The organism is Micromonospora sp. NPDC048170 (assembly GCF_040652795.1).
Taxonomy (GTDB): Bacteria; Actinomycetota; Actinomycetes; order Mycobacteriales; family Micromonosporaceae; genus Micromonospora.
The window spans coordinates 214,874-239,471 of sequence record NZ_JBEZMR010000002.1 but is presented as its reverse complement, the minus strand read 5'-3'; the positions used below and the strand labels follow the sequence as shown (position 1 = coordinate 239,471).

At 71.5% G+C, this 24,598-nt stretch carries 21 protein-coding genes; 9 read left to right on the top strand and 12 right to left on the bottom strand.

Going from position 1 to position 24,598, the window contains the following annotated elements; translation table 11 throughout:
- Positions 1-62: 62 nt before the first annotated feature.
- The 4 genes from AB0D32_RS04625 to murJ form a co-directional block, all read right to left on the bottom strand.
- Positions 63-1,160 (bottom strand): hypothetical protein, encoded by a 1,098-nt coding sequence (locus AB0D32_RS04625; RefSeq protein ID WP_357084873.1) that lies wholly within the window; start codon positions 1,158-1,160, stop codon positions 63-65.
- Positions 1,157-1,912 carry an RNA polymerase sigma factor SigM gene (sigM, locus tag AB0D32_RS04620; RefSeq protein WP_357084870.1) on the bottom strand — a complete coding sequence of 252 codons (756 nt, stop codon included), beginning with the start codon at positions 1,910-1,912 and terminating at the stop codon, positions 1,157-1,159. Before sigM ends, AB0D32_RS04625 begins: the two co-directional genes overlap by 4 nt.
- 79 nt (positions 1,913-1,991) lie before the next feature.
- Complete coding sequence (locus tag AB0D32_RS04615; RefSeq protein WP_357084867.1) at positions 1,992-3,593, bottom strand: protein kinase family protein; 1,602 nt, start codon at positions 3,591-3,593, stop codon at positions 1,992-1,994.
- A gap of 450 nt (positions 3,594-4,043) precedes the next feature.
- Complete coding sequence (gene murJ / locus AB0D32_RS04610; protein ID WP_357084864.1) at positions 4,044-5,795, bottom strand: murein biosynthesis integral membrane protein MurJ; 1,752 nt, start codon at positions 5,793-5,795, stop codon at positions 4,044-4,046.
- Positions 5,796-5,927: 132 nt separating this feature from the next.
- Here murJ and AB0D32_RS04605 point away from each other — a divergent pair, with 132 nt between their 5' ends.
- The gene (locus tag AB0D32_RS04605; protein ID WP_357084861.1) at positions 5,928-7,388 is read left to right on the top strand and encodes a CCA tRNA nucleotidyltransferase; all 1,461 of its coding nucleotides are present in this window, start codon (positions 5,928-5,930) and stop codon (positions 7,386-7,388) included.
- A gap of 129 nt (positions 7,389-7,517) precedes the next feature.
- Here AB0D32_RS04605 and AB0D32_RS04600 read toward each other — a convergent pair whose 3' ends face one another.
- Genes AB0D32_RS04600 through AB0D32_RS04585 form a run of 4 tightly spaced genes read right to left on the bottom strand, consistent with a single transcriptional unit; the run spans position 7,518 to position 11,269 of the window.
- Positions 7,518-9,035, bottom strand: a complete 1,518-nt coding sequence (locus AB0D32_RS04600) for an SPFH domain-containing protein (protein ID WP_357084858.1) — start codon at positions 9,033-9,035, stop codon at positions 7,518-7,520.
- Positions 9,036-9,064: 29 nt separating this feature from the next.
- Positions 9,065-9,586 (bottom strand): hypothetical protein, encoded by a 522-nt coding sequence (locus AB0D32_RS04595; RefSeq protein ID WP_357085660.1) that lies wholly within the window; start codon positions 9,584-9,586, stop codon positions 9,065-9,067.
- 40 nt (positions 9,587-9,626) lie between these two features.
- Entirely contained in the window at positions 9,627-10,757 is a 1,131-nt protein-coding gene (locus tag AB0D32_RS04590) for a hypothetical protein (RefSeq protein WP_357084855.1), read from the bottom strand.
- A complete protein-coding gene (locus AB0D32_RS04585) occupies positions 10,754-11,269 on the bottom strand; it encodes a SigE family RNA polymerase sigma factor (protein WP_357084852.1) in 516 nt (171 codons plus the stop codon). The genes AB0D32_RS04590 and AB0D32_RS04585 overlap by 4 nt, the downstream gene beginning before the upstream one ends.
- Before the next feature lie 154 nt (positions 11,270-11,423).
- Here AB0D32_RS04585 and AB0D32_RS04580 point away from each other — a divergent pair, with 154 nt between their 5' ends.
- The gene (locus AB0D32_RS04580) at positions 11,424-11,903 is read left to right on the top strand and encodes a methylated-DNA--[protein]-cysteine S-methyltransferase (protein ID WP_357084849.1); all 480 of its coding nucleotides are present in this window, start codon (positions 11,424-11,426) and stop codon (positions 11,901-11,903) included.
- An 87-nt stretch (positions 11,904-11,990) separates the two neighbouring features.
- On the opposite strand, the gene AB0D32_RS04575 is transcribed toward AB0D32_RS04580, so the two are convergent.
- Together AB0D32_RS04575 and AB0D32_RS04570 are read right to left on the bottom strand one after the other, a co-directional pair.
- Entirely contained in the window at positions 11,991-13,070 is a 1,080-nt protein-coding gene (locus AB0D32_RS04575; protein ID WP_357084846.1) for an inositol-3-phosphate synthase, read from the bottom strand.
- Positions 13,071-13,093: 23 nt separating this feature from the next.
- Positions 13,094-13,732, bottom strand: coding sequence for a PadR family transcriptional regulator (locus AB0D32_RS04570; protein WP_357084843.1), 639 nt, complete (start codon positions 13,730-13,732; stop codon positions 13,094-13,096).
- Positions 13,733-13,906: 174 nt separating this feature from the next.
- Between AB0D32_RS04570 and AB0D32_RS04565 the strand changes: the two genes are divergently transcribed.
- The 3 genes from AB0D32_RS04565 (at position 13,907) to AB0D32_RS04555 (ending at position 19,104) form a co-directional block, all read left to right on the top strand.
- The gene (locus AB0D32_RS04565; protein ID WP_357084840.1) at positions 13,907-14,374 is read left to right on the top strand and encodes a DUF5318 domain-containing protein; all 468 of its coding nucleotides are present in this window, start codon (positions 13,907-13,909) and stop codon (positions 14,372-14,374) included.
- 197 nt (positions 14,375-14,571) lie between these two features.
- Positions 14,572-17,478 carry a transglycosylase domain-containing protein gene (locus AB0D32_RS04560; protein WP_357084837.1) on the top strand — a complete coding sequence of 969 codons (2,907 nt, stop codon included), beginning with the start codon at positions 14,572-14,574 and terminating at the stop codon, positions 17,476-17,478.
- A 120-nt stretch (positions 17,479-17,598) separates the two neighbouring features.
- Positions 17,599-19,104: a glycosyltransferase 87 family protein gene (locus AB0D32_RS04555; RefSeq protein WP_357084834.1), complete on the top strand. Its 1,506-nt coding sequence runs from the start codon at positions 17,599-17,601 to the stop codon at positions 19,102-19,104.
- Between the two features lie 11 nt (positions 19,105-19,115).
- Here AB0D32_RS04555 and AB0D32_RS04550 read toward each other — a convergent pair whose 3' ends face one another.
- Together AB0D32_RS04550 and AB0D32_RS04545 are read right to left on the bottom strand one after the other, a co-directional pair.
- Complete coding sequence (locus AB0D32_RS04550) at positions 19,116-21,458, bottom strand: hypothetical protein (RefSeq protein ID WP_357084831.1); 2,343 nt, start codon at positions 21,456-21,458, stop codon at positions 19,116-19,118.
- The gene (locus AB0D32_RS04545; RefSeq protein ID WP_357084828.1) at positions 21,455-22,246 is read right to left on the bottom strand and encodes a deoxyribonuclease IV; all 792 of its coding nucleotides are present in this window, start codon (positions 22,244-22,246) and stop codon (positions 21,455-21,457) included. The genes AB0D32_RS04550 and AB0D32_RS04545 overlap by 4 nt, the downstream gene beginning before the upstream one ends.
- A 639-nt stretch (positions 22,247-22,885) precedes the next feature.
- On the opposite strand from AB0D32_RS04545, the gene rpsF reads away from it, so the two are divergent.
- The 4 genes from rpsF (at position 22,886) to rplI (ending at position 24,539) form a co-directional block, all read left to right on the top strand.
- Positions 22,886-23,176: a 30S ribosomal protein S6 gene (gene rpsF, locus AB0D32_RS04540; RefSeq protein WP_120683045.1), complete on the top strand. Its 291-nt coding sequence runs from the start codon at positions 22,886-22,888 to the stop codon at positions 23,174-23,176.
- An 81-nt stretch (positions 23,177-23,257) separates the two neighbouring features.
- Positions 23,258-23,797 carry a single-stranded DNA-binding protein gene (locus tag AB0D32_RS04535; protein WP_357084825.1) on the top strand — a complete coding sequence of 180 codons (540 nt, stop codon included), beginning with the start codon at positions 23,258-23,260 and terminating at the stop codon, positions 23,795-23,797.
- A 41-nt stretch (positions 23,798-23,838) separates the two neighbouring features.
- The gene (gene rpsR, locus AB0D32_RS04530) at positions 23,839-24,078 is read left to right on the top strand and encodes a 30S ribosomal protein S18 (protein WP_007073789.1); all 240 of its coding nucleotides are present in this window, start codon (positions 23,839-23,841) and stop codon (positions 24,076-24,078) included.
- Between the two features lie 14 nt (positions 24,079-24,092).
- Entirely contained in the window at positions 24,093-24,539 is a 447-nt protein-coding gene (gene rplI / locus AB0D32_RS04525) for a 50S ribosomal protein L9 (RefSeq protein ID WP_357084823.1), read from the top strand.
- The last annotated feature ends 59 nt before the right edge of the window (positions 24,540-24,598 follow it).

The following is a 24,598-nucleotide window of genomic DNA, read 5'->3' as shown; positions in this document are numbered from 1 at the left end:
CCCGAGCCGGCCTTCCGGTGGGTCAGGTCACGTATACGGTCAAACGTCCGGTGGCCGCGAATTCACCCTACCCGCGTGCGGTAGCGGCTGTCCGAGCCGGACCCGGGCACGCCACATTCCGGCCCGCTCGCCCAGGCCCAGCGCGCGCCCGTGGCGTCGGTGAAGCGCACGACCAGCGCCGGGCGACCCTGGAAGCGGGCGTAGTCGACGACGTCGACCACCAGCGGACCGTTGCCGTGCTCGGCCGTGATCTCGCTGATGCAGGCACCCAGGGCGGCAGGTTCGGTGAGCCGGCCGAGCCCGGCGGCGATGCCGGGCAGCCGCCCGCCCTCCGCCTGGACGTTGGGCCGCTCCGTGGCCGGACCGCCGGTGAACGGCTGTAGCTGCGGCGACGACGGAGGGACGGCCAGGGACTCCGGCGTGTAGTCCGTCCCGCTGTGTACCGGTGGTTCTCCGGCGATCCGGAACGGTGTGGCGGCGGTGGGACCGCCGCTCTCGCGGCTTGCCATGCCGGGCAACGCCGAATCCGCGGTGCCTCCGTCCAGCTGCTGGTTCCTGGTGAGCTGGCTGACACCGAGCCCGACCGCCGCGATCGACACGGCAGCCAGCGCGACCGGCCCGGCCAGCCGCTTCCAGCGGCGCCGCCGCCGGCCCGGCCCGGTGATCCCGCCAGGGCCCGGCTCCGACCGGGGTACGCCGGCAGGCCGTCTTCCGGACCCGCCGAGTGGCTGTGCCGGCACCACGCCGGCGCCCACCCTGACCGCGGGCTCTCCGTCGGCCGGTGCCGCATCGTGTCCCGCCGCCCGCTCGCCCGCCCCCGCAGGACCCGGCTCGGAGTGACCCGGCTCGGTTCGGAGCGGTTCGGAGTGCTCCGGAGTGGGGTCTGCGGCACCGGGGCCGACTGCGGTGGCGTGGGCCAGCGCGGCGACGATCCGGTCGGTGACGTCAGCCGGCATCTCGGGGGCGGTCGCGCCCCAGGCGGCCAGGTCGGCGTGAACGTCCGCCACGGCCGGGGCCAGCAGCGCGTACGCCTGCGCCCAGTCCGCGTCCTCGTCGACCAGCCGGGCGACGAGCGCCTCGTCCGGGGTGCCGTCCAGCGCCCCGCCGACATAGTCGGCGAGCAGGTCGTGGTCGACCTCCCTGAACGCCCCGGCCGTCACGCGTCCTCCTGGTTGGCATCCCGCCGAGACCGTCCCGACCCCGATCGGACGCCCCCGGGCGACCGTGGGTTCCCTCGGGTGACGGTTGGCACGTTCGGAACTGTCGTCGGAGCCGGCTCGGCCGGCTGCTCCGTGGTGGACTGCGGCTTCGCCTGCGGCGCAGGGCGGGGGCGCAGGTGCCCGAGCTGCGCCGCCAGGCGGGCCCGGCCCCGGGCGCACCGGCTCTTGACCGTCCCCTCGGCCACGTCGAGGATCCGGGCCACCTCGGCGACGGGGTAGCCCTGCACGTCGACCAGGATCAGCGCCGCCCGTTGCTCGGGCGGCAGCCCGGCGAGCGCCTGACGGACCACGAGCGCGGTGTCGTGGTCCTGGACGGGTGCCGCCGGTTCGACGCCCCCGGTGCCGGAATCGGCGTCCCGGACCCCGTCCGGCAGCGGCACCGTGGGGTGCGCCTGGCGACGGCGGATCCGGTCCAGGCAGGCGTTCACCACGATCCGGTGCAGCCAGGTGGTGACCGCCGAGTCGCCCCGGAACCGGCCGGCGGCCCGGTGGGCGGAGAGCAGTGCGTCCTGGAGGGCGTCGGCGGCCTCCTCGCGGTCGCCGAGCGTACGGAGGGCCACCGCCCAGAGCCGGTCCCGGTGCCGGTGGAAGAGCTCGGCGAAGGCGTGCCGGTCGCCGGCCACGTGGGCGTGCAGGAGGTCGAGGTCCGTCGCGCCGGACGGCGGCGCCGACGAGGCGACCGGTGAGTCCACTGGTCCACCGGCCGCTCGTTCCCCGCGTACGCCCATCACCACGCCCGGCGGTTGCGGTGCCCGGGGTGCGGTGGCCGGCTCACGACCCCTGGACCGTGATCTCCTGGACGCCGAGCTTGTAGCCGCCGTCGCTCGAAGGCAGCTCGGTGATCCAGAACAGGAGGTAGCGGTACTTCTGGTCGGCGTTGAAGCCGCTGAAGGCCATCGTGGTGCCCTCGTGCTGCTCGAACGGCTGGCCGATCGCCGTCTTCGCGTAGTCGGCGAAGAGTTGGGCGTCGCCGGAGGACGACGACGGTCGGTCGGTGGTGCCGGCGTACAGCCGGGCGGAGGCGCCCCGGGCGGAGAGTTTGACCTGCACGGACTTGACCGTGCGCTCGCTGCCGAGGTCGACCCAGACCCCCATGCCCTGCTTGAGGTTGCCGAAGTTGGCCCGTCCCCGGTAGGTCTGGGTCTCCCAGCCCTCGTCCTCGTTTCCGTCGAACACCTTGTCGGCGTTCCTGACCTCGGTCCGGTCGCCCTCCGGGTCGATGATCCGGGCGGTGCTGATCTTCAGGGGCCCGGCTGTGACGGCGGCCGGGGTGGCCTCGTTGACGGGTGCGTTCGACGAGGGCGCGGCGACCGGGTTGGTCTGCGGGTCGTCGTCGCCACCCAGGGTGCTGATGCCGATCAGCAGGCCGACCAGGGCGACCGCCAGCAGGCCGGCGATGCCGAGCGCGACCTTGCGGCCCCCGGCGGCGGCCAGCGGCGACGGCTCCTCGCCGGTGTCGGCGGTGAAGCGCAGCGGGCCGGCGCTGTCGAGGAACTGCTCGTCGGCCGGCACGTCCAGCCGGGCCAGCTCGGCCCCGAGCACGTCCGACGAGGGCGGCTCGATCTCGGCGTCGAGCAGGTCCATGGTGAGGTCGTCGAGGTACGCCGGCACGCCCGCCCGGACCTGCCGTGGGGCGGCGATCGCGCCGCCCGCGTCGCGGACGGCGTCGGGGATGGCGGCCCGGCCGTGGCCGGCGGTGGCGCCACGCAGCGGAGCCTCGGCGTGCGGCCAGTGCCCGGTCAGGGCGAAGTAGAGGACCCCGCCGATCGCGCGGACGTCGCTCTGCTGGCTGTCGTCGCCGTCGGTACGCGCGTCGGCCAGCACGACCCGGCCGTCGTCGCTGACCATCACCGTGCCGGGGTGGACGTTGCCGTGCACCATGCCGGTGGCGTGCACCGCGGCGAGGGCGCTGGCGACCGCGTTGCCGATGGTGGTGGCGCGGGCCGGATCCAGCGGGCCGGCGGCGGTCAGCTCGCGCAGCGACTGCCCGTCGACCCACTCCCGCACCACGTACGCCCGCTCGGCCTCGTCGATCGCGTCGTAGACGCCGACCAGGTTGGGGTGGATGACGCGGCTGGCGGCGACGGCGCCCTGGAGCATCTCGGTCGCCGAGTCGCCACCCGGGTAGCGCAGCACGACCGCGACGGGACGGCGCAGGATGACGTCGACCCCGCGCCAGACCAGCCGACCCGCGCTGTCGTTGTTGATGTGCTCGACCAGTTCGTAACGCTCGGCGAGGATCTCACCGGCCGTGGGAGCACCGAAGGTCATGACCTGAGGAGCGCTCTCCTCCGCCTCCTGACCTTCGCCGACCTGGGTCACCCGTCCTCCCTCGGTGATCGTGTCGATCGATGGACCCGCGCTGCTGGGCATGTGGCTTCCCGCTCTGCCTTCGAAGGAACCGGCCGACCGGTGTCGACGCGCAGCGTCGGCGCCTGCCGTACCCGTCGAGAGCGACCTTACCCGGGTTGGCCGTCTCCCCGACATGTCATCTTCGCGCCGCTCCCGGGCCGAGCTGCCGGCAGGCGGCCGACTTGTCTGGTTACACCCGTTGTCAGCCACGTTGCTGGCACATGTACTGGCCAATCTAGAGGTTGACCGCAAGCACCCCATCGGGAGGGGCCGGCCGGTGCGGCGATCGTGCCGATGCCGCCGGGTTCCCTCCGAACGGACCACCATGCTCAGCCGTACGGCTGGTTATCCACAGGCCGATCAGGGTGGTTGAGCGGTGGGTCCCCGAGTTATCCACAGGCGCATCCCCAGGCTGGTGATCCTCGTTCACAGAGAGTGCGGTCCGCCCGCGGCCCGGGAAACGGGCCTCGGTCAGCGGCCCAGCCGGCGGCGGACCATGCCGACGACCTCGGTGATCTCGCCGATCCGCAGGACCATGGCCAGCCCGAGGTAGGTCCCGCCGATCACCGCGCCACCGATCACGAGCTGGACGATCGCCTCCAGGCGGGTCGGCGTGTCGTCGCCCGGCAGCAGCTTGACCACGATCAGACCGACGATGGCCGCCCCGAGTGTGGCGACCGCGACGCGGCCGAGGGTGCGCATGATGCCGCCCAACCCGATGCGACCGATCCGGGGCCGGAGCAGCCAGGCGGAGGCGACGGCTGCGGCCAGGTACGACAGCGCGTTGCCGATCATCATTCCGGCGGCGGCGAAGCTCGCCGAGAAGGCGGCGAACAGGACGATCTGCACCCCGATGCGGAGCGCTACCACCGGAATGTTGATCAGCGCCGGGGTGCGGGTGTCGGGCAGCGCGTAGAAGGCGAAGGTGAACAACTGGCTGACCGCGAAGGGGACCAGGGCCAGAGCGGCGACCAGCAGCACCAGCGAGGTGTCGGCGGCGTTGTCGTCGCTGAACGCCCCGTACCGGAACAGCATCACCGAAAGAGGGCTGGCCAGTACCGCGTAACAGACCGCGATCGGGGCGAGCACCGCCGAGACGGTGCGGGTGCCACGGGACAGGTCGGCGGCGAGGTCGGCGTACCGGCCGTCGGCGGCTGCGGCGCTCATCCGGGGCATCAACGCGGTGATGATCGAGACGGCGATGATGCCGTGCGCCATCATCAGCAGCAGGAAGACGTTGTTGTAGATCAGCGGTCCGGCGCCGTTCTCGCCACCTGCCCGGTTCAGCAGGTTGAACAGGACGATCAGGCCGATCTGGCTGACGGCGACGTAGCAGAACATCCAGCCGCCCAACCGGCCCAGTTCGCGTAGCCCGAGCGCGCGGAAGTCGAACCGCAGCCGCCACCGGAAGCCGACCTTGCGTAGCGCCGGCAGAAGCCCGGCGGCCTGGATGGCGACGCCGAGCAGGGTGCCGCCACCGATGAGCAGGATCCGCCCGGTGGTCATCTGTTCCGGCCGGATGATCTCCGCGCCGAAGATGGCGATGTAGAGGCCGGCGGTGCCGATCACCACCAGGTTGTTCAGGATCGGTGCCCACATCGGGGCGGCGAAGTGCCCCCGGGTGTTGAGCACCGCGCTGATCAGCGCGCTGAGCCCGGAGAAGAAGATCATCGGCAGCATCAGGTAGGACAGCTTCTCTACCAGGTTCTGGTAGTCGTCACCCGAGTCGCCGCTGGCGTAGAGCGAGGTCAGCCACGATGCCGAGAGCACCGCCAACAACGCGGCGGCGGCAAGCGTGAGCACCGCCAGGGTCAGCAGCCGTTGGGCGTACGCCTGGCCGCCGTCAGTGTCGATCTTGCGCCGACGCACCAGCACCGGGATCAGCACGCTGGTGAGGATGCCGCCGAGCAGGAACTCGTAGACCATCCCCGGCAGGATCTGCGCGGTGGTGTAGGCGTCACCGACCAGCGCGCCGCCGAGCGCGGCAGTGAGCACCAGGGTGCGCAGGAAGCCCGTACCCCGGCTGACCAGGCTGCCGATCGCCATCACCGCGCTGTTGGTCGCGGCGCTGGCCTCGCCCACCTGCTCCTGCGGCGGCGCGGTCGACTCCATGGCCGGCTGGTTGAGCGGCTCGGCGGAGATGAACGTCGCGCCGTCCGACGGCCGGCCGGGCGCGGCGCCGCCCTGGGCGGCGTTCGCGCTGCGGTAGAGACCGCCGCTCATCTTGTCGCCTCCAAAGCAGGGGAACGTCGGAGCCGGGCCCGGGCCCGCACGTCACAGACGATAGTCAACGGCCACCCGTTACCCGCGCCCGGCGGACCACATCCCCGCCGGGACCGATAGTCTGGCGCTCCCATGTCCGAAGCCTCCGCTCCCCACGCTGCCGACCGCCGCGAACTCACCGCCGCACAGCGCAACGCCGTCACCGAACTGCTCCGGGTCTCCCCGGTCGCCGACGAGTTGGGCCGCCGGTTCGCGCGGGCCGGCCACGAGTTGCACCTGGTGGGCGGTTCGGTACGCGACGCCCTGCTCGGCCGCCTCGGCGACGACCTCGACTTCTGCACCGACGCACACCCCGACGAGACCCTGAGCATCGTGCGCGGCTGGGCCGAGTCGATCTGGGAGACCGGCCGGGAGTTCGGCACCATCGGGTGCCAGCGCGACGGGCTGCGGCTGGAGATCACCACCTTCCGTGCCGAGTCCTACGACCAGGTCAGCCGCAACCCGGTCGTCGAGTACGGCACCGATCTCGCCGAGGACCTGAGGCGGCGCGACTTCACCATCAACGCGATGGCGGTCAGCCTGCCCGAGCACCGGTTCACCGACCCGCACGGCGGGCTGGACGATCTGGCCGCAAAGGTGATCCGCACCCCGGGCACCCCGGGCGAGTCGTTCGGCGACGACCCGCTGCGGATGCTGCGCGCGGCCCGGTTCGCCGCCCAACTGCGCTTCGCGGTGCACCCCGACGCGTACGCGGCGATGACCCGGATGGCGGCCGACCTCGACCGGATCACCGCCGAGCGGATCCGCGACGAGTTCACCAAGCTGCTCTGCGGCGCGGACCCGATCACCGGGCTGCGACTGCTGGTCGACACGGGGCTCGCCGAGCGCTTCCTGCCGGAGCTGACCGGGCTGAAGCTGGAGATCGACGAGCACGCCCAGCACAAGGACGTCTACGAGCACACCCTCACCGTCGTGAGCAACGCCGTCTCGTACGAGACGGAGGGGCCGGACTTCGTCCTGCGGATGGCCGCGCTGATGCACGACGTCGGCAAGCCGGCGACCAAGGCGGTGGGCTCGGACGGGCGGGTCAGCTTCCACCACCACGAGGTGGTCGGCGCCCGGCTCACCAAGGCCCGGATGAAGGCGATGCGGTACCCGAAGGAGATCACCTCCAGGGTCACCGCACTGGTCGCGCTGCACCTGCGCTTCTACGGCTACGGCCGGGGCGAGTGGACCGACTCGGCGGTGCGCCGCTACGTCGCGGACGCCGGTGACCTGTTGCCGCAGCTGCACAAGCTGACGCGGTCGGACTGCACCACCCGTAACCGGCGTAAGGCGGCCCAGCTCGCCGCCGACTACGACGCGCTGGAGGAACGGATCGCCCGGATCGCCGCCGAGGAGGACCTGGCGCGGGTCCGGCCCGACCTGGACGGCAACGCCATCATGGAGCTGCTGGGCGTACCGCCGGGGCCTGTCGTCGGGCAGGCCTGGAAGCACCTGAAGGAGCTGCGCCTGGAGCGTGGCCCGCTGGACCGTGACGAGGCCGAGGCGGAGCTGCTGCGCTGGGCCCGCGACGAGGGCATCGTCGGGTAGTCCACGGCTGCGGTCCCTCGCGGGCCGCGTGCGACGACGGGAAGGCCGGTTCGTCACACGACCAGGGCGCCGCCCCCTGCCGGGAACGGCGCCCTGTCGCGTCAGCGGGTCCGACCGCTGCCGGATCGGTCAGCGGGTCTCGACCGCCGTGCCGTCGACGGGCGGCTTGCCGTTGCCGGCGGCCGTCGACGCGGAGCCGAGCTTCGCCAGCAGGCCCGCCAGGTCGATGCCGGTCAGGTCGCTGCCGAGCTGGAGCCCCTGGGCGACGTTGCCCGCCACCGACTTCGTCAGGGACGAGGCGCCGTCGGTGGAGATGACGGTCATCTTGTCGATCGCGCCGATCGGGGCGCTGGCCGCCTCGACCACCTGCGGCAGCACCTTGACCAGCAGGTCCAGCACCGCGGCCTCCCCGTACGCCGCGAAGGCCTCGGCCTTGCGAGCCATCGCGTCGGCCTCGGCCTGGCCCTTGGCCAGGATGGCCGCGGCCTCGGCCGTACCCTCGCGCTCGATCGCCTCGGCGATCGCGGAGCGGCGGCGCTGTTCGGCCTCGCCCTCCTTGGCGCCCTCGATCGCGTTGGCCTCGGCCAGCGCGGCCCGACGGGCCCGCTCGCCCTCACCGGTGAGCCGGGCCTGCTCGGCGGCGGCCTGGGCGGCGGCGATGACGGCCTGGCGCTGCGCGTCGGCGTTCAGCACGGCCGCGTTGCGGGACGCCTCGGCCTCCTGTTCCACCTTGTACCGCGCGGCGTCGGCCGGCTTGCGCACCTCCGTGTCGAGCTGACGCTGCTTGAGCTCGGCGTTGCGCTCGGCGACCTTCTGCTGCTCGGAGAGGATCGCCTGGTCCCGCTCGGCCTGGGCCAGCGGCCCGGCGGCGGCGGACTTCGCCTTGGCCGCGTCGATCTCCGCCTGGATGGCGGCCTGCTTCAGCGACAGGTTCCGGTTGGCCTCGGCGATCGCCTCCTCGGCGAGCAGCCGCTCCTGCTCGGCCTGCTGCCGGGCACGCGCCTCGGCGATGGCCGCGTCCTTGAGCACCCGGGCCGCCTCCGGCCGGCCCAGGTCCTGGAGGTAGGAACCCTCGGCCAGGATGTCCTGGAGCTGGAAGGTGTCCAGCACCAGGCCCTGGTTGGTCATCGAGTGCTCGGCCTCCTCGGCGACCGCGCTGGCGAACGCCGCCCGGTCCCGGATAACCTCCTCGACGGTGAGCCGGCCGACGATCGAGCGCAGCGCACCGGCCAGCACCTCCCGGGTGAAGTCCTCGATCTCGTCCTGCTGGTGCAGGAAGCGCTGGGCGGCGGCGCGGATCGCGTCCTCGGTGCCGCCGACCTTGACGATCGCGACGCCGTGCAGGTCGGCGCGGATGCCCTGCTTGCTGACCGCGCCCTTGATGCCGACGTCGATCCGCCGGCTGGACAGGTCGAGGGACTGGAGCTTCTGCACCACGGGCAGGACGAAGACGGACGCGCCGAGCACGACCTTCTGCCCGGAGTTGTCGGTCGACCGGCCGCCGTCGGCGGTCTGCGTGGTGCGGCCCTTGCGGCCGGTGACGATGAAGGCCTCGTTCGGCCCGGCGACCTTGATCCGGGAGAGCACGAAGAGCACGAGCACGAGGACGAGGAGGACCGCGCCGCCGATGGCGATGAGAAGGGGCATGTGACCGTCCTGTTTCTTTATGAGGGGGTTCAGTAGGTCTCGACGTGCACGCTGGTCTCGCTGAGCGCCTCGACCACGAAGATCTGGGCGCCGACCGGGATCGGGCGGTCGGCGCGGGCGTTGAGCTTGACCGGCTGGCCAGCCACCCGGACCCGGACCTCGCCGTAGCCGTCGGCGGGCACCGGGGTGACCACCAGGCCGAGCGCGCCGACCAGATGGTGGCGGGTGGGGGTGGGATCGGTGCGCATGTCGCGGGCCGCCCGGCTCAGCCGGGCCGCAACCCAGGCGGTGGGCACGGCCGCGACGACGCCGCCGGCCAGGGCCACCGCGATCATTCCGGGCGTACGCCCACCGAGCAACTCGTTGACGATCGCCGCGCCGAAGCCGAGCGCACCGGTGAACCCGGCGACCGCTTCCAACGACACCGGGCCGTCGAAGTCCGGGTTGGCGAAGTGGAAGAGCTCGGCACCGAGCAGGGCGAGCGCCAGTACCGCGACGCCCACGCCGCCGATGATGAGGAAGATCAGCGTCCCCGTGGCCACGGCCCGCACGGTATCGGTACCCCGCAACGCGAGCCAGGGTGCCGGCCGCTCAGCGGGGCGCGACCGTCACCACGTTGATGCCCAGCTCGGCGGGGAGGGACTGCCGCGCCAGCTCCCGCCCGTCCAGGTCCACCAGCACCATCTCGGCCGTCCAGCGGACACGGTGCAGCAGCCGGTCGTCGGTCACCCACACGGCGTCCTCGGCGGGGGCCGGGCCCACCACCCGCCCGGTCGCCACCTCGGCGAGCTTCGGGCCGTCCTGCCCCTTGATCACCACGAGCCGCCCGTCGGGTGACCACGACCAGGGGCCGGCGGGGTCTCCGGGGACGGGTACGAACCGGGTCGGCTGGCCGTTCGCGGCGGAGAAGAACTGCACGCCCCGGCGTGCGTGCGGCTGGGACTCCGATCGGGAGGAGTCGGGGTCGGTCTGTTGCAGCGCGACCTCCCGGCCGTCCCTGCCCCAGGTGAAGAAGCACTGGTCGGTGCAGAAGTACCGGTCGCGGTCCACCGGGAAGGTGCGGTAGGCGCCGGTGGCGGCGGTGAGCACGCCGAGGGAGAACTGGCCGCTCTCCTTGTCCAGCAGGGTGAACGCCAACTGTCGCCCGTCCGGCGACCAGTGCGGGGTCATGATGTGGCGGCCGGTGCGGACCCAGCGGACCGTCCGGCCGCGCAGGTCGAGAAGCCCGATCTCGCCGGCGCGTTCGTAGTCGACGACGGCGGCGGTCCCGCCTCGGGGCGCCGCCCACACCTCTTCGTACCGAGGGTCGGCGGCGACGTACCGGCCGCGGTCGCGGTCCAGGGCGTACCCCTGCTCGGCGGGGGTGCCGGTGGAGGTCGCGCCGGTGACCACCCAGCCGCCGGGGAGCGTCACGGTCGCCCCCGTCCATTCGGCGGCGGGCGCGGGGGCGACGGACGCCGTGGACGGGGTGGCCGACGCCGCCAGGGTGACCACCGGCGCCGAGGTGCCGGCATCCGGGGGCGCGCCGGGTCGCAGCCAGACGTACGGCCCGACCAGGGCGACCAGCGCCGCGAGGGCGCCGCCGGCCGCAACCGTGCGGCGTCGGCGGCGCAGTCGCCGGCCCTGCCGCAGGGCCCGGCAGGCGAGGTCGGGCGCCGTCCGGGCCTCGGCCGCCATCGCGCGTACGGCGGAACGCAGCACGTCCTCCCCGGAGCCGCTCATCGGACCTCCTCCGTGACGCTGCCGTCGAGGGCGGGCACCAGTCGGCGCAGTCTGGCCAGCGCCTTCGACGTCTGGCTGGCGACCGTGCCGGCCCGGCAGCCGAGCAGCGTGGCGGTCTGCTCGACGCTGAGGTCCTCCAGGTAGCGCAGGGTCAGCACGGCCCGCTGCCGGGGCGGCAGCGACAGCAGCGCGTCGCGCAGCAGCATCCGCAGGTCGGCCTCCTGCCCGCTGTCCCGGCTCCCGACCCGCTCGGGGAGCACCGCCACCGGCACCTCGGGCCGGCGGGACCGGCGTCGCCACCCCGAGATCTGGTCGTGGTAGAGGATCCGCCGCACGTACGGTTCGGCGTCACCGCGGATCCGGGGCCACCGGGCGTACGCCTTGGCCAGCGCGTTCTGCAGCAGGTCCTCGGCGCCGTGCTGGTCGCCGGCCAGGGCGTACGCGATGCGCAGCAGGACGTCCCCCCGTTCGTTGACGAACGCGGTGAACTCCCCGTCGGTCCCTTCAGACACCGGCCACCTCCGGTAGCTCTGACGCCGGTCGGCGTCCGAACTTTGCCACCGCCCGCAATCTAGCTCTGACAAGATTGCCGGACCTGGATGGCCAACCCGGACCTCCCGGCGGCTCGGGCGAGGCGCTGACGGGATCACCGGGAACAATGGGCGGATGCGCTGGACCGTGCTCGACTCACCCATCGGCGAGTTCTCCGTCGCCACCGACGGGAGCCACGTCTGCCGGGCCCACTTCGGCCGGGTCGACACGGCGGGCGAGGAGCCGGGCGACGAGGCGGCCCGGCAGGCCGTGGCGGAGCTTCGGGCGTACTTCGCCGGCGAGCTGACCGAGTTCGCCGTCCCGCTGGCGGTGCCGGGCGGGTCCGACTTCGAACGGGGCGTCTGGCGGGAGATGACCGGCATTCCGTACGGGGAGACGCTCACCTACGGCGAGGTGGCCCGGCGGCTGGGCGACCGGGGCGCGGCCCGTGCGGTCGGGGTGGCCTGCAACCGCAACCCCATCCCGGTGCTCGTGCCGTGTCACCGGATCGTCGGCGCGGGCGGCAAGCTGGTCGGCTTCGGCGGTGGCCTGGACCGCAAGGTGAAGCTGCTGGAGCTGGAGGCCGGGACCGCCCTGCGCCGCGCCTGGTCGTGACGCGACGCACCCGACATGCCCGTGCAAACCGGTCGAGGGCCGGGTCCCGACGGACCCGGCCCTCTCGGTGGTGCTGGTGTCGGCGCGTCAGCGCTCGATGTCACCGGCGATGAACGCCTCGACGGCCGCGTGCGCGTCGTGGTCGGCGTACTGCTCCGGCGGGGACTTCATGAAGTACGACGAGGCCGACAGGATCGGGCCGCCGATCTTCCGGTCCAGCGCGATCTTCGCGGCGCGGACGGCGTCGATGATGACACCGGCCGAGTTCGGCGAGTCCCACACCTCGAGCTTGAGCTCGGCGTTGAGCGGGGTGTCGCCGAAGGAGCGACCCTCCAGGCGGATGTACGCCCACTTGCGGTCGTCCAGCCACGGCACGTGGTCCGACGGGCCGATGTGCACGTCGCTCTTGCTCATCTCGTGCGGGATCTGGGACGTCACCGACTGGGTCTTCGAGATCTTCTTCGAGACCAGACGCTTGCGCTCCAGCATGTTCATGAAGTCCATGTTGCCGCCGAAGTTGAGCTGGTACGTGCGCAGCAGCTCGACGCCCCGGTCCTCGAACAGCTTCGCCAGCGCGCGGTGCACGATGGTGGCGCCGACCTGGCTCTTGATGTCGTCACCGACGATCGGCAGGCCGGCGTCCTCGAACTTCTTGGCCCACTCCGGGTCGGAGGCGATGAAGACCGGCAGCGCGTTGACGAAGGCGCAGCCCGCGTCGATCGCCGCCTGGGCGTAGAACTTGGCGGCCTGCTCGGAGCCGACCGGCAGGTAGCAGACGACGACGTCGACCTGCGCGTCGCGCAGCGCCTGCGCCACGTCGACGGGGCCGGCGTCGGACTCCTCGACGATCTCACGGTAGTACTGGCCCAGACCGTCGAAGGTCGGACCGCGCTGCACGCTGACGCCGGTCGGCGGCACGTCGCAGAGCTTGATGGTGTTGTTCTCGCTGGCGACGATCGCCTCCGCGAGGTCCATGCCCACCTTCTTGGCGTCCACGTCGAACGCCGCGACGAACTCCACGGCGGAGACGTGGTAGTCGCCGAAGGCGACGTGCATGAGACCCGGGACGCGGTCGTTCGGGTCGGCATTCCGGTAGTACTCGACGCCCTGAACCAGGGACGAGGCGCAGTTACCCACACCGACGATGGCGACGCGGACGGAGCCCATAGCGTCTGCCTCCTTCTTCTCTGTCACGGCCGCTCTTTCCTGGTCTCTCCAGGCGGAGGCGGGCTGTTGTCTTCTCGTCGGCCGCCGGCCGTCCCGGTTGACGGGACCGTCGGGGCACGGCCGGAGCGCTCGTTGGCGATGAGCTCCTCCAGCCAGCGGACCTCACGCTCGCAGGCGTCCAGGCCGTGGCGCTGTAGTTCCAGCGTGTAGGCGTCGAGGCGCTCGGCCGCGCGACCGAGCACATCACGAAGCCCCTCGCGGCGTTCCTCGATCTTTCGCCGGCGACCCTCCAGGATGCGGAGTCGGGTCGCCTGGTCGGTTCGGGCGAAGAACGCGAAGTGCACGCCGAATCCCGTGTCGTCGTACGTCTCGGGCCCGGTCTGTGCGATCAGCTGGGCGAAGCGTTCCTTGCCCTCCGCGGTGATTTCGTAGACCACCCGACCTCGTCGGCTGGTCAACGCGGGAACCTCCTCGGCGGTGGTGGGTGCGTCGGCGGCCTCGGTGATCCACCCCGCCGCCTGCAACCTGCGCAGGGTCGGGTAGAGCGAGCCGTAGCTGATCGCCGCCCTGATCGCGCCGAGTTTGGCGGTCAGCTCCTTGCGCAGCTCATAGCCGTGCATCGGAGACTCCTGCAGGAGGCCGAGGATGGCGAGCTCGAGCACGGGCCATCCTCTCTGTACCCTCTACGCGGAGCGTCAACCGCCGCGATGTATCGGACCGATACATCGCACGCTAGCGGATCGCTGTTAGGGGGGCAAACCCCCGCTCCGGGGTTCCTTGGTCACGCATCGTCACCGTGGTCGCCTCGTCCGGCGTGACCGCGTACCCTTCTCCGCATGCGTACGCAGCGCCAGGTGGTCGACTACTCGCTCCGGAAGCGAGCGGTGCTGCGTGAGCTCCTCGCCGGCAGGGTCGGCACGTACGACGTCTGCGACGCCTCGCCCTACCTGAAGAACGCAGCCCGCTTCCACGGCGAACCCACCGACGACCGGTGTCCGATTTGCCGGAGCGAGAACCTGACCCACGTCCACTACATTTACGGCGACGAGCTCAAGCAGTCCGCCGGTCAGGCCCGGACACTGGCCGAGTTGCCGGTACTGGCGATGACGGTGCGTGAGTTTCAGGTCTTCGTGGTGGAGGTGTGCCTCGGCTGTGACTGGAACCATCTGGTCGAGCAGTACCTGCTCGGTCGGGACGGCCTGGGCGGCAGCCCGGAGGGCGGGCCGGAGCAGGACGTGGTGGGCGGCGCGGCCGTCCCGGGCACCGCTGCGGGCGGTCGACGGAGGCGAGAGGCGCAACGGTGATCTTCGTTCGATCGGCCGGCCCCGGCCAGCATGAGCACACCGGGGGAGACCGACGGATCGTTGGTCTGATTGGCCCGATTGATTCGCAAGTGGCACCGGTCGACCGGCACGCACGTGCCGCTCTCGAGAGGTGTCCCATCTCACGGCAAACCGGTGGCGGCGCAGCAGTGCCCCACCGCGACGGCAGGGTGTGAGGAATGAACTCGTACGGCGATTCCAGTTCCCCGCGCGCGCGGGCCCAGATCCCGGGCCAGCACGGCGACCCCGGCGGTGACGCCTCCGGGAGCGGCTGGTCGGCTGCACAGGAGGGTACGGCACCGGCCGGTCGCGCCTCGGTCGCGCCCCGGGCTGCCACTGGCGGGCGGGCCTCGGTCGGCGGCTCGGCGGCTGTGCCAACACGCGGTGGTTCCGCCTCCGGTTCGGCGTCGGCGGCCGTCCCGCCGCGTGCCGGCTCAGCGGCCGGTGCGGCCTCGGTGGGTTCCGCCTCCGTCGGCCGGGCGGGGCCGGGGCGGGCCTCGGTACCGGCGCCCGGCGCGGGCCGGGCGGGCGCGGGTCGCGCGTCGGTGCCGGTCTCCCCTGCCGCCGGCGGGTCGGCCGGGCGCGCCTCGGTGGGTTCCGCCTCCGTCGGTACAGCCTCTGCCGGACGGGCCTCCGTCGGGTCGGCAGCCGTCGGCGGCGTCAGCGGCCGGGCCTCGGCGCGGGCGAGCGTCTCGGGCGGCCCGGGTGGACCCGGCGGGCCGACCGGACCCGGCCGGCGTGGGCGCGGCGCTGGTGACCCGGCCGGATCGGCACGGGCGAAAAAGCGCAAGCGGGTGAACATGCTGATCGCCAGCTTCGCCGTCTTCATCATGCTCGCCGGGCTCGGCGTGGTCGGCTTCACCTACTACTCGACCAACGTCGTGCTGCCCGAGGACACCACGCCGCCGCAGGCGACCACCCTCTACGCGTTCGACAACAAGACGATCATCGCGAAGGTCGGCGAGCAGAACCGGACCCTGGTCACCATCGACCAGATTCCGCAGCACGTGCAGGACGCGGTCGCCGCGGCTGAGGACCGGAACTTCTACGAGCACTCCGGCGTGGACTACAAGGGCATCGTCCGGGCAGCGTGGAACAACGTGTCCGGCGGCAGCAAGCAGGGTGCCTCGACGATCACGCAGCAGTACGCGCGGAACGCGTTCGACAACCTGAAGGACGACACCTACGCCCGGAAGGTCAAGGAGGCGATCCTGGCCTCCAAGCTGAACGACGAGTACACCAAGCCGCAGATCATGCAGCACTACCTGAACATCATCTACTTCGGGCGGGGCGCGCACGGCATCGAGGCGGCGGCAGGTACCTACTTCGGCAAGTCGGCAAGCAAGTTGACCGTCGCCGAGGGCGCGGTCCTCGCCGCGCTGATCAAGCAGCCGGAGGCCGGCGCGGGCCACAGAGGGTACGACCCTGCGGTCAACCCCACCGACGCCAAGTCCCGCTGGGAGTACGTGATCGGCGGCATGGTCGCCGAGGGCTGGCTGAACGCCCCGGGCAAGCCGCCGGCGCCCACCGTGGCCGAGTACCCGACCAAGACGCTGAAGAAGCCGAACCAGGCCGGGGCCGGCCTCGACTACGGCGTCAACACCCCGTACGGCAACGTCATCAACTACGTCAAGCAGGAGATGCGGGACAAGGGCATCTGCGTCGACAGTCAGGAGCAGGTCACCGACGACAAGCCACTTTGTTCCCAGGCCCTGATGTCCGGTGGCTACCGGATCCGCACCACGATCGACAAGAACATCCAGGCGGCGGCGGTCGAGACGGCCCAGCGCAAGAGCAAGGGGTCCGAACTTTCCGACCAGCCGAAGAACATCATGGCTGCGGTGGTGGCCATCGAGCCGAAGACCGGCCGGGTGCTCGCCTACTACGGCGGCGACAACGGCACCGGCACCGACTACGCCGGCAAGAACACCGACTCCGCCGGAAACGTCACGGGCGGCCACCCACCGGGCTCGAGTTTCAAGATCTACACCTTGGCGGCGGCGCTGAAGGAGGGCAAGGCCCTCGAGTCGCGTTGGAAGGGCAAGGCGTTCACCCCGAAGGGCACCAAGTTCAAGGTCAGCAACGCGGGCGTCGACAATCCTGAGTGCGGCAACTCCTGCACCCTGACGGTCTCCACCCTGAAATCGCTGAACGTGCCCTTCTACCATGTCAGCGAGGACATCGGCCCGGACAAGGTCGTCGACATGGCGGCCAAGGCCGGGGTCAGCATGATGTGGCGGTCGGACACCAACCCGCCGAAGGGCTACGACCTGACCAAGACCGACCCGAAGGACATCGCACCGAGCCCGTTCTTCCACGTCGTCGGCTATGGCCAGTACCCCATCACGGTCCTGGACCACGCCAACGGCGTCGCCACCTTCGCCAACCAGGGCCGCTACAACAAGGCCCACTTTCTCTACTCCGTCGAAAAGCGGGACGAGGTGACCGGCAAGTGGAAGAAGATTGCCGACGAGGGGCAGCTCAAGGGAGAACAACGGATCGACAGGGGCGTTGTGGCGGACGTGACCTCGGTGCTGGAGCAGTATCCGGCGCGGGTCAACCACAAGCTCGACGACGGCCGTAAGGCGGCCTCCAAGACCGGCACCTGGGAACTCAAGGCGAACAGCGACGACAACGGCGACGCCTGGATGATCGGCTACACCCCGCAGATCGCTACCGCAGTCTGGGTCGGCAACGTCGACGCGCGTAAGCCGCTCCGGCTTACGAACGGAAACAAGGTCGGCGGTTCCAACCTGCCCGGTGACATCTGGGAGCGATTCATGGACAAGGCTCACAAGGGCAAGGAGAAGGCGGACTTCCCGCCTGCGGCGAACGTCGGCGACCCGAACACTGGCAACGGCGAGGCGCCCCCGCCGCCCCCGCCTCCGACGAACCCGCCGGACTGTGGCCCGCTCGGCCTGCTCTGCCCGCCGGGTGGCAACAACGGTGGCAACAACGGCGGTGGGAACAACGGTGGTGGCAACACTCCGGGCGGCCCGACCGCGCCCACCAACCCGATAGAGCCGCGGCCGGGCGGCGGTGGTGGCCTGCTGCCGAGCACCAGCCCCAGACCGGGCGACGACTGATCGACACGAACGCCGCCGGCGGCCGGAGAACATCTCCGGCCGCCGGCGGCGTTTCACGTACCGACTTTGTCGTGATCGGAAGGGGACGCGGAGGCCCGATGTACGGCAGGATGCACCTTCATGAGCACGCAGTCGACGCGAGGCATCGACGACGCCGGTGCCCCTGACCACCCGTCCCGCTCCGACGGCTTCGTCCGGGGGGTCTCCGGCGCCATCGGCGGCCCGCTGGGCGACCACGCTGTGGCGCTGGACCGGCCCGCCGGTCGGGAGAGCCGATTCTGGACGGCTGCCCGCATCGTCCTGGCCCTGGTCTGCCTGACCCTGGCGCTGCACTGGGTGCAGAAGTCGCCCTGCCAGGACGGCGCCTGGCAGAACAACACGCAGTACACCCGGTTCTGCTACACGGACGTGCTGGCGCTCTACTACGCCGAGCGGCTCAACGAGGGCGCAGTCCCCTACCAGGATCACCCCGTCGAGTACCCGGTGCTCACCGGGTACTTCATGGGCGCGCTCGGCCTGCCCGTGCACGCCCTCGGCCAGAACGACCCGGGGATCAACCAGGGCATGTGGTTCTACAACCTCAACGCGCTGGTGCTCGGCGCGCTGGCGGTCGCCACGGTGGCGGTGATCCTCGCCCTGCGCCGCCGCCGACCATGGGACGCCGCGCTCTTCGCGCTCGCCCCCGCGCTCATGCTCACCGCCACGGTCAACTGGGACCTGCTCGCCATCGGCCTGGCCGCGTTCGGCCTGCTCGCCTGGGCCCGCAGCCGACCTCTGGCGGCCGGCGTCCTGCTCGGGCTAGCCGGGGCGGCCAAGATGTGGCCGCTGTTCATCCTCGGCCCGATCCTGGTGCTGGGGCTGCGTGCCGGGCGGCTACGCGCCGCCCTCACCGCCTTCGGCGCGGCCCTGGTGGCCCTGGTCGCCGTGAACCTGCCGGTCGCCATCCCCTACCGGGAGAACTGGGACCGCTTCTTCGAGCTGAACTCGACGCGGCCCATCGACTGGGGCACCCTCTGGTACATCGGGCGCTACGTGGACGGGAAGTTCGGCAACGCCAACCCCGCCGACCTCGGGCCGTTCGAGTGGCTGAACATCAACATCCCGACGCTGAACACCTTGTCGTACGCCCTCTTCGGGCTGGCCTGCCTCGGGGTGGCCGCGCTGGGACTGCTGGCCCCGCGCCGGCCCCGGCTCGCCCAGCTCGCGTTCCTGGTGGTCGCCGCGTTCCTGATCTTCAGCAAGGTGTGGTCGCAGCAGTTCGTGCTCTGGCTGCTGCCGCTGGTGGTGCTCGCCCGCCCGAAGTGGGGCGCGTTCCTGGCCTGGCAGCTGGCTGAGGTCTGCTACTTCGTGGCCTTCTACGGGGAGCTGCTCGGCGCGTCGACCGGCAAGCCGGTCTTTCCGGAGGGGGTCTTCGTGCTGGCGTCGACGCTGCGCCTGACCACCGTGGTGGTGCTCTGCGTCCTGGTCGTCCGGGAGATCCTGCGTCCGGAACTCGACCCGGTGCGGCGCACCTACGCCGACGACCCGGACGGCGGGCTGCTCGACGGTGCGCCGGACGCACCCTGGCTCGACCGCTGGCGACGCCGAACCGCAGCAGCCGCCGAGCCGACGCCCACCACCGTCTAGACCCGCAGGGGTCAGAGGCGGTAGACGACCACGTTGCCGATCTCCTCGCGGGTGATGCCGAGGCCGTCGACCGGCGCGTCGATGGTGACCTCCCACGGCGTGCCGGCGATCTGGTCGCGCATCAGCAGCACGTTGCGGACCCCGAGGACGCGAAGGTAGTCGACGCTGACCTGGTCGGGGAAGGAGAGCGTCACCCGGCGTACGTCGTCGAGCTGGAGCGGCGTGAAACCGCTCCCGCCGTTCACCACGTCCTGGAACCTGCTCGTGGACCAGAGCATGACCGGCTGGTCGAGGCTCTGGTTGCTCGGCAGCACCAGCATCGGCCCGTTCACGGTCCGCATCGCGGCCGGCTGGGGCGGCACGATCGGGTGCGGCGTGGAGTTCAACCCCTCACCGATCACCAGCACGAGCGGCAACAGGGTGGCCAGCCGCAGCCACGGGCTCGGCCAGGAGGGGATCCGCTCGGCGGAGATCTCCCGGACCCGGGCCGCGAACGCGCTGACCGCGCCCGCCGCGAGCAGCCCGAGCAGCAGCGTCGTCCAGAGCATCAGCCGGCCCGGCGTACGCAGGCCGTTCCACCCGGGCACGTGCTCGAACAGCGGCACGTAGGTGAAGGTGCCGTCGAAGAACCGGGTGCCCATGGCCAACACCATGGTCACCACCACGCCGGCGAGCAGCAGCAGCCGGTGCCGCAGCTTCCAGACCGAGAAGAAGAGCCCGCCGGCGGCGAGCGCGTACAGCACGAAGCCGGGCAGCAGGGTCATCTCCGGGTGCCAGGGCAGCGATGCCCTCGCCCCCTCGTGCAACTCGCCCCAGATCCGCGACTCGGCGGGCGCGGTGAAGAAACCGCTCGCCGGCGGGGAGAAGGCGGCGATGTCGCCGATGGAACGCTTCGCGTTCGGGTGCGCCTCCGACACCGTGAAGAACGGGATGGCCAGCAGCACACCGACGCCGGCGAAGAGCAGGCCGCCGACCAGGTCCGCGATCAGCAGCCGGCGGCCGAACGGGCGCTTGACCGGCCGGATCACCCACCGCCGCAGGAACCAGGTGACGGCCGCGACCAGCACGGCTCCCCCGAGGAAGTACGCGAACGGCAGCCCGATTCCGAAACCGAGGCTGAGTTGCCAGGCCGCGACCAACCAGCCCGTGTAGACCCAGCCGTCGTGCCGGCGCTCGGGACGGTATCCGTGCCGCAGCGACCAGCCGTGCCCCCGGGCGAGCATGGCCAACGCGAGCGGGATGCCGCCGTTGGAGATCACGTGCAGATGCCCGGCCTGGGCCAGCAGCCAGGGCGCGTAGGCGAAGCTCGCCCCGGCCACCGCGGAACCGATTCGGCCCGCGCCGAGCTGCCGGGCCAGCGCGTACGCCCCGAACATGGCGAGCGCGTGGGCCAGCACGAACATGATGTTGTAGCGGAGCACGGCGGCTTCGGGACCGGTGCCGATCATGCCCGCCGGAGCGTACCCGAGCAGGGTGTCGGAGAACGCGAAGCTCCAGTTTTCCGGGAAGAACGCGTTCGACTGCCACAGCTGCGCGGGATTGGTCAGCAGGATGTGCCCCGACCAGGCCATCTGCCATGCCTGGAGGCTGGGGTCCCAGTAGTCCTGGGGCAGGGTGTGCAGGGGATAGCGCAAAGTTGGCCAGGTCAGCAGCACGGCCAACGCCAGCGAGGCGAGTGTCGCGAGCGTCCACTCGTGGATCAGCAGGCGGCCGACCGCCCGTCCGGCGGCCCGTGCGGCGCGCCCGAGCCGGGAGGGCACCGGTTCGGGCGCGGACGCGAACGCCTTCCACCGGTCCGGCGTCCCCTCCTTGTCGCCCCCGTCCGCGCCCTTGCCGGCGGCAGCCTTCTCGTCCTTCTCGTCGCCCTTGCCCGCGCCATCGGTCCCGGTCCCGGCCTTGCCGGTCTTGTCCGCCGCACCGGCTTTGGCGTCGGCCGTGCCAGCCTTGTCCGCCGTGCCAACCTCGGTCGCGGCCTTGCCGGTCTCGGCCGTACCAGCCTTGACGTTGGCCGTGCCGGCCTCCTCTGTCGCGCCAGCCTTGGCGTCGGCCTTGCCGTTCCTGGCGGCGGTGCCGGGCGCGGCACCGGGAGTGCTGGCCTTCTCGGCCGGGTCAGCCTTCGTGGCAGGGTCGGCCGTGTCGGCCGCGTCACCGGTGGGCTTACCTTCGCCGGTGCCGGCCCGGTCTCGGGCGGCGGCAGGGGCGTCCGCCGTGGTGTGCGTACCGCCGGTCGTGCCGGCCGGGTCGGAGTCCTTGCGGCCCGCGGAGTCGCCAGGTGTGCCAGGGCCGGGGTCGGTCGGCGCGGACCGCGCGCCGTCGGGACGGGAGCTGCCCGCGGCGGACTGCTCGGTCGTCATGCGTTCGGGCTCCCCGTGCCCAGCCGGTCCCGCAGGAAGGCGATGTCGGCACCCTGGCCGTCGACCCCGCCGGGGGTCTCGACGATGACCGGTGCGTCGGCCGCGCGGATCACCGCCACCAACAGCTCCGGGTCGATCGTGCCGCCGTCGAGGTTGTCGTGCCGGTCCTGGCCGGAGTCGAACGCGCCCTTGGAGTTGTTGGCGTGCACCAGGTCGATCCGCCCGGTGATCGCCTTGACCCGGTCGACCAGCCCGAGCAACTCCTCGCCGCCTGCGTGGGCGTGGCAGGTGTCCAGGCAGAAGCCCACCTCGTGGTCGCCCACGGCGTCCCAGAGCCGGGCGAGTGCGTCGAGCCGCCGGGCGCACGCGTTGTCGCCGCCGGCGGTGTTCTCGATCAGGACCGGCACGTCGAAGCCGCCGGAGTCTGCCGCGTACGCGAAGGTCTTGCGCCAGTTGTCGAAGCCGACGGCCAGGTCGTCGCCGGCGTTGACGTGCCCACCGTGCACGATCAGCCCCTTCGCGCCGACGGCGGCGGCGGCCTGGGCGTGCCCGAGCAGCAGCTTGCGGCTGGGGATCCGGATCCGGTTGTTCAGCGTGGCGACGTTGATGACGTACGGCGCGTGCACGTAGAGGTCGACGTCCGCAGCTCGCAGCCGCTCCGCGTCCTCCCGCGGCTTCGGCGCCTTCCACCCCTGCGGGTCGGAGAGGAAGAACTGCACGGCCTCGGCCCCTCGGGCGGTTGCCTCCGCCATCGGGTCGGTCGAATCGACGTGGGCTCCGATACGCATGCACGGGAGCCTACGTCGCGTAGCTGACAGCCGGGATGACGGCGGTGGCGGAGTCGCCGGAACCACGCGTCACCTCACGGCGTCGGCGGTCGTTGATGCGAGTGGGATCCACGGTTGCCGCCGCCCCCGGGGCGGCCGTCCGGTCGGCCTGCCGAGGACGTGTCGAACCGCCCGAGAGCAGGGGCACCCCCGCCGCGCGGCCCGGCGCGGCGGGGGCCGCCCTGACAGAACCGGGATCATCAGGAAAATTATCGGAGAATTCCGCCATTTCCCCCGACAAGGTGCAAGAGCCGTTGTAACGTCAGGTAACAACACGATAAAGCTCCGCGGGGCGTCCCCGGTCCAACCTCATCGGTGTGGTCGTTCCTCCCCAGGTCCCACCCAAGGAATGCGGACGGGACGCCCCGCGGCCTCGTGCACGGGGGCTCGCATCGACACCGACGTCGACGCGAGCCCCCGTCGCCTTGGTCGGATGGGCAGGGCCCTGCCGACCACCCCGGGCATGATCGTCCGGACCGGGTATCCTGGTCCGGTTGTCCGCGTACGGCCGGGTTCCCCCGGAACCGGCGCGGGCCACGACGCACGACCTCCTGCCACGGAAGGACCGTGGCCGCCTAGCCCACAGGAGGTGAGCACGTCTTGCGTCATTACGAGATCATGGTGATCCTCGACTCCAGCCTCGAGGAACGCACCGTCGCACCGTCGCTCGACACGTACCTGAACGTGATCCGGACCGCGGGTGGCTCGGTGGAGAAGACCGACGTGTGGGGCCGCCGGCGCCTCGCGTACGAGATCAACAAGAAGGCCGAAGGCATCTACGCCGTCATCGACCTGCAGGCGACGCCCGCAGCGGTGGCCGAGCTCGACCGCCAGCTGCGGCTCAACGAGTCCGTGCTGCGCACCAAGGTCATCCGGCCGGAGATGCGCTAAGCATTCAATCCCCGATTCACCCGGATCAGCCTCATCGGCACTGTCGGAGGGCTCTGAGAGCCTGTACGGCAGAACTGATGAGTGCGCGAGGAGATGGTCATGGCAGGAGACACCACCATCACGGTCATCGGCAACCTGACCGATGACCCCGAGTTGCGGTTCACCCCGTCCGGTGCGGCGGTCGCCAAGTTCCGGGTCGCTTCGACGCCCCGATTCATGGACAAGGCCTCCGGCGAATGGAAGGACGGCGAGCCGCTCTTCCTGGCGTGCACCGTGTGGCGGCAGGCGGCGGAGCACGTCGCCGAGTCGCTCCAGCGGGGCGCCCGCGTGATCGTTTCGGGCCGGCTGCGTCAGCGGTCGTACGAGACGCGCGAGGGCGAGAAGCGCACCGTCATCGAGCTCGAGGTCGACGAGATCGGCCCGTCGCTGCGCTACGCCACGGCGAAGGTGCAGAAGATGTCCCGCTCCGGCGGCGGTGGCGGCGGCTTCGGCAGCGGTGGTGGTGGAGGCAACCAGGGCGGCGGCGGAGGCAACTTCGACGACCCCTGGGCCTCGGCTGCACCGGCACCCTCGCGCGGTGGTTCGGGTGGCGGCAACTTTGACGAGGAGCCCCCGTTCTAATGGCGCCGAGCGCCCGCGATCGCAAACCAGGAGCACGAGCAATGGCCAAGGCCGCTGCACTTCGCAAGCCGAAGAAGAAGGTGAACCCGCTCGACAAGGACGGGATCACCTACATCGATTACAAGGACACCGCGCTGCTGCGCAAGTTCATCTCCGACCGCGGCAAGATCCGCGCTCGGCGGGTGACCGGCGTGACCTCGCAGCAGCAGCGGCAGATCGCCCGTGCGGTCAAGAACGCCCGCGAGATGGCGCTCCTGCCGTACACGGCCACGGCCCGCTGAGAGGAGGCACCGATATGAAGATCATCCTGACTCAGGAGGTGTCCGGCCTCGGTGCCCCGGGCGACATCGTCGAGGTCAAGAACGGCTACGGCCGTAACTACCTGCTGCCGCAGGGCTTCGCGATCGCCTGGACCAAGGGTGCGGAGAAGCAGGTCACGGTCATCAAGCGGGCCCGCTCGGCCCGGGAGATCCGCGACCTCGGCCACGCCAACGAGGTCAAGGGCCAGCTTGAGGGCCTCAAGGTCAGCCTGAAGGCCCGCGCCGGCGACGGTGGCCGGCTCTTCGGCTCGGTCACCCCGGCCGAGATCGTCGACGCCGTCAAGGCCGCCGGTGGTCCGACCCTCGACCGTCGTCGGCTGGAGCTGTCCGGCGCGATCAAGTCGACCGGCTCCTACCCGGTGCGGATCAAGCTGCACCCCGATGTGACCGCCAAGTTCGACCTCAACGTCGTCCAGGGCTGACACGTCACCCAGCACCACGACAGGGCCCGCACCGACCGGTGCGGGCCCTGTTCGCTGTA

What these genes read in the sequence shown, in the direction of transcription:
- rpsR (WP_007073789.1), top strand. Translation starts at nt 23,839, where the DNA reads ATGGCCAAGGCCGCTGCACTTCGCAAGCCGAAGAAGAAGGTGAACCCG.
- AB0D32_RS04600 (WP_357084858.1), bottom strand. Translation starts at nt 9,035, where the DNA reads ATGCCCCTTCTCATCGCCATCGGCGGCGCGGTCCTCCTCGTCCTCGTG.
- AB0D32_RS04615 (WP_357084867.1), bottom strand. Translation starts at nt 3,593, where the DNA reads ATGCCCAGCAGCGCGGGTCCATCGATCGACACGATCACCGAGGGAGGA.
- AB0D32_RS04565 (WP_357084840.1), top strand. Translation starts at nt 13,907, where the DNA reads ATGCGTACGCAGCGCCAGGTGGTCGACTACTCGCTCCGGAAGCGAGCG.
- rplI (WP_357084823.1), top strand. Translation starts at nt 24,093, where the DNA reads ATGAAGATCATCCTGACTCAGGAGGTGTCCGGCCTCGGTGCCCCGGGC.
- murJ (WP_357084864.1), bottom strand. Translation starts at nt 5,795, where the DNA reads ATGAGCGGCGGTCTCTACCGCAGCGCGAACGCCGCCCAGGGCGGCGCC.
- AB0D32_RS04560 (WP_357084837.1), top strand. Translation starts at nt 14,572, where the DNA reads ATGAACTCGTACGGCGATTCCAGTTCCCCGCGCGCGCGGGCCCAGATC.
- AB0D32_RS04605 (WP_357084861.1), top strand. Translation starts at nt 5,928, where the DNA reads ATGTCCGAAGCCTCCGCTCCCCACGCTGCCGACCGCCGCGAACTCACC.
- AB0D32_RS04590 (WP_357084855.1), bottom strand. Translation starts at nt 10,757, where the DNA reads ATGAGCGGCTCCGGGGAGGACGTGCTGCGTTCCGCCGTACGCGCGATG.
- AB0D32_RS04545 (WP_357084828.1), bottom strand. Translation starts at nt 22,246, where the DNA reads ATGCGTATCGGAGCCCACGTCGATTCGACCGACCCGATGGCGGAGGCA.
- AB0D32_RS04555 (WP_357084834.1), top strand. Translation starts at nt 17,599, where the DNA reads ATGAGCACGCAGTCGACGCGAGGCATCGACGACGCCGGTGCCCCTGAC.
- AB0D32_RS04580 (WP_357084849.1), top strand. Translation starts at nt 11,424, where the DNA reads ATGCGCTGGACCGTGCTCGACTCACCCATCGGCGAGTTCTCCGTCGCC.
- AB0D32_RS04575 (WP_357084846.1), bottom strand. Translation starts at nt 13,070, where the DNA reads ATGGGCTCCGTCCGCGTCGCCATCGTCGGTGTGGGTAACTGCGCCTCG.
- AB0D32_RS04550 (WP_357084831.1), bottom strand. Translation starts at nt 21,458, where the DNA reads ATGACGACCGAGCAGTCCGCCGCGGGCAGCTCCCGTCCCGACGGCGCG.